Annotated in this window: 1 protein-coding gene; it reads left to right on the forward strand. The window is 39.5% G+C overall.

Going from position 1 to position 2,593, the window contains the following annotated elements; translation table 11 throughout:
* Positions 1–500: 500 nt before the first annotated feature.
* A partial coding sequence (leuS, locus tag ABFC98_00040; GenBank protein ID MEN6444422.1) for a leucine--tRNA ligase occupies positions 501–2,593 on the forward strand: 2,093 nt, incomplete at its 3' end.

Genomic DNA, 2,593 nt, shown 5'->3' on the forward strand with positions numbered 1-2,593 from the left:
TGTATTTTATAACTGACAATTAGTCGGCTTTAAGTCAAAATCGGCATATTCTATGAGATTATTAGTGACCTTATGCAAAGATAGAGAAAAGGATGAAAATGTTTGGCAGACAACAAACAACACCGATATTAACTCAAAGGGCGACAGATATTAGCGACGGGTTTTAACCCGGTGCTGAATAAAGGAGGGTTGACCTCCTGGTCAACCCACAACAAGATATTTATACTGTTACCTATAATTAAGTGGAAACTTGATAACTCGGCTGTCCAGGGAACGACGAGGATACCGTTCTTCTTGGACTATATTTCTCAGATGTATTTTTTAAGTTACCACAAAAATCACAACTGGGTTGAAAGTAAAAAAGCTCTTGAGGTTTGGTTTTTAGGTAGGCAGGAAAAAAACGAGTAAAATTCTAAACTGCAGCTTTTGCTTGACAATTATGCGCTCCAACAGATTTTGCAAAGTGTTAATAGATAAAATGATAGGCAGGAAAATACAAAATGGAATACAAGTTTAACGAAATTGAAAAGAAATGGCAAAATATTTGGCGGGAAAAAGGGATTTTTAATGCTCCCAATACAAGTTCCAAACCCAAATATTATGTTCTTTCTATGTTTCCTTATGCATCGGGAGTTCTGCATGTAGGGCATGCTTCCAATTATTTTATTGGAGATGTTATCTCGCGCTTGAAAATGATGGAAGGTTTCAATGTAATGCAGCCCATTGGCTATGATGCTTTTGGTATGCCTGCGGAAAATTATGCGATTGAACACAATTCACATCCGCGTCTGACAACGGAAGAAAACATTGCTGCAATGCGCATTCAATTTGACAGTATGGGTTTTGGTTTTGATTGGAGCAGAGAAATCAGCACTTGTCGTCCGGAGTATTATCGTTGGGGTCAATATCTTTTTAAGAAGTTATATGAAAAGGGCTTAGTTTACAGAAAAAAAGGATTTCAGAACTGGTGTGAAAAATGTCAGACAGTCCTTGCCAACGAACAAGTTGAGGATGGTCACTGTTGGCGTTGTGGAAACATTGTAGAACAAAAGGACTTGGAACAGTGGTATTTTAAAATTACTGAATATGCAGAAGAATTACTGGATTTTTCCCAAGTGATTGATTGGCCTGAACGAGTGATTACAATGCAAAAAAATTGGATAGGCCGTTCTGAAGGTGCCAAAGTTGATTTTATTTTAGAAGGGACAAACGAAAAAATACCGATTTTTACAACTCGCCCGGATACTATTTACGGAGTAACCTTTATGGCTTTGCCTCCGGAGCATCCTTTAGTGCAAAAATGGTTAAAAGAAGAACCAGATAATCAAGATTTGCAGGATTTTTGCCACAAAGTGATCAATGAGGACAAAGTTGTGCGCAGTTCCGCGGAAACAAGCAAAGAAGGTATTTTCAGCGGTAGGTATTGCCTCAATCCATTTAATGGTGATAAAGTTCAGATATGGATAACTAATTATGTGCTAATGGATTATGGAACGGGAGCAGTTATGGCTGTCCCGGCTCATGATCAACGCGATTATGAATTTGCCAAAAAATACAATATTCCGATTAAAATCGTGATTCAAAAACCAGATATGTCCTTAAAAGTGGCAGAAATGCAGGAAGCATATATAGAACCGGGAATTATGGTAAATTCTGCTAAGTTCAATGGGATGGATAGTGAGGAGGCAATTTCTGCAATCACTAATTGGGCTGTGGAAAATGGTTGGGGCGAAAAGACCGTCAGTTATCGTTTAAGGGATTGGTGTATTTCGCGTCAGCGCTATTGGGGAAATCCTATTCCAGTTATTCATTGTCCTCATTGTGGGATAGTTTTAGTTCCGGATGAGGATTTGCCTGTGGAATTGCCAGATAATGTTCAGGTTGGGAGAACTACCAGAAATCCGCTTTTGTGTGTTCCGGAGTGGATAAATGTTCCCTGCCCAAAATGTGGTGCTCCCGCAAAAAGAGAAACAGACACAATGGATACTTTTGTGGATAGCAGTTGGTATTATGCTCGCTATACAGACCCTAAAAATGATAAACAACCTTTTTCTCCGGAACTGGCAAATCAATGGTTGCCGGTTGATCAATACATTGGCGGAATTGAACATGCCTGTATGCACTTGCTTTATGCTCGTTTTTTCCATAAAGTTATGCGTGACTTGGGTTGGATTAACTATAATGAGCCCTTTGCGCGTTTATTGACGCAAGGAATGGTAACTAAGGACGGAGCCAAAATGAGCAAGTCCAAAGGCAATGTAGTCGATCCGCAATATATCATTGAACGGTTTGGGGCAGATACTTTACGCACATTTTTGCTGTTTGCTTCGCCTCCCGAAAAAGATGTGGAATGGAGTGACGATGGCATTATGGGCGCTTTCCGATTTTTGAACCGAGTTTGGCGTTTGATTGATAGTAACTTGGAATTGATTAAATGCGGATTACAGTCAACTGAACGCTCTGATGATATCTCTGAAGCAATAAAAGAGCTTCGTTATGAAACCCATTATGCCATTTATAGATGGAAAGAGGATTGTTTGCAGCGTTTGCAATTCAACACTGCCATTGCCACTTGTATGGAATTTTTGAATGC

The sequence above is a fragment of the Candidatus Cloacimonas sp. genome, from assembly GCA_039680785.1.
Taxonomy (GTDB): domain Bacteria; phylum Cloacimonadota; class Cloacimonadia; order Cloacimonadales; family Cloacimonadaceae; genus Cloacimonas.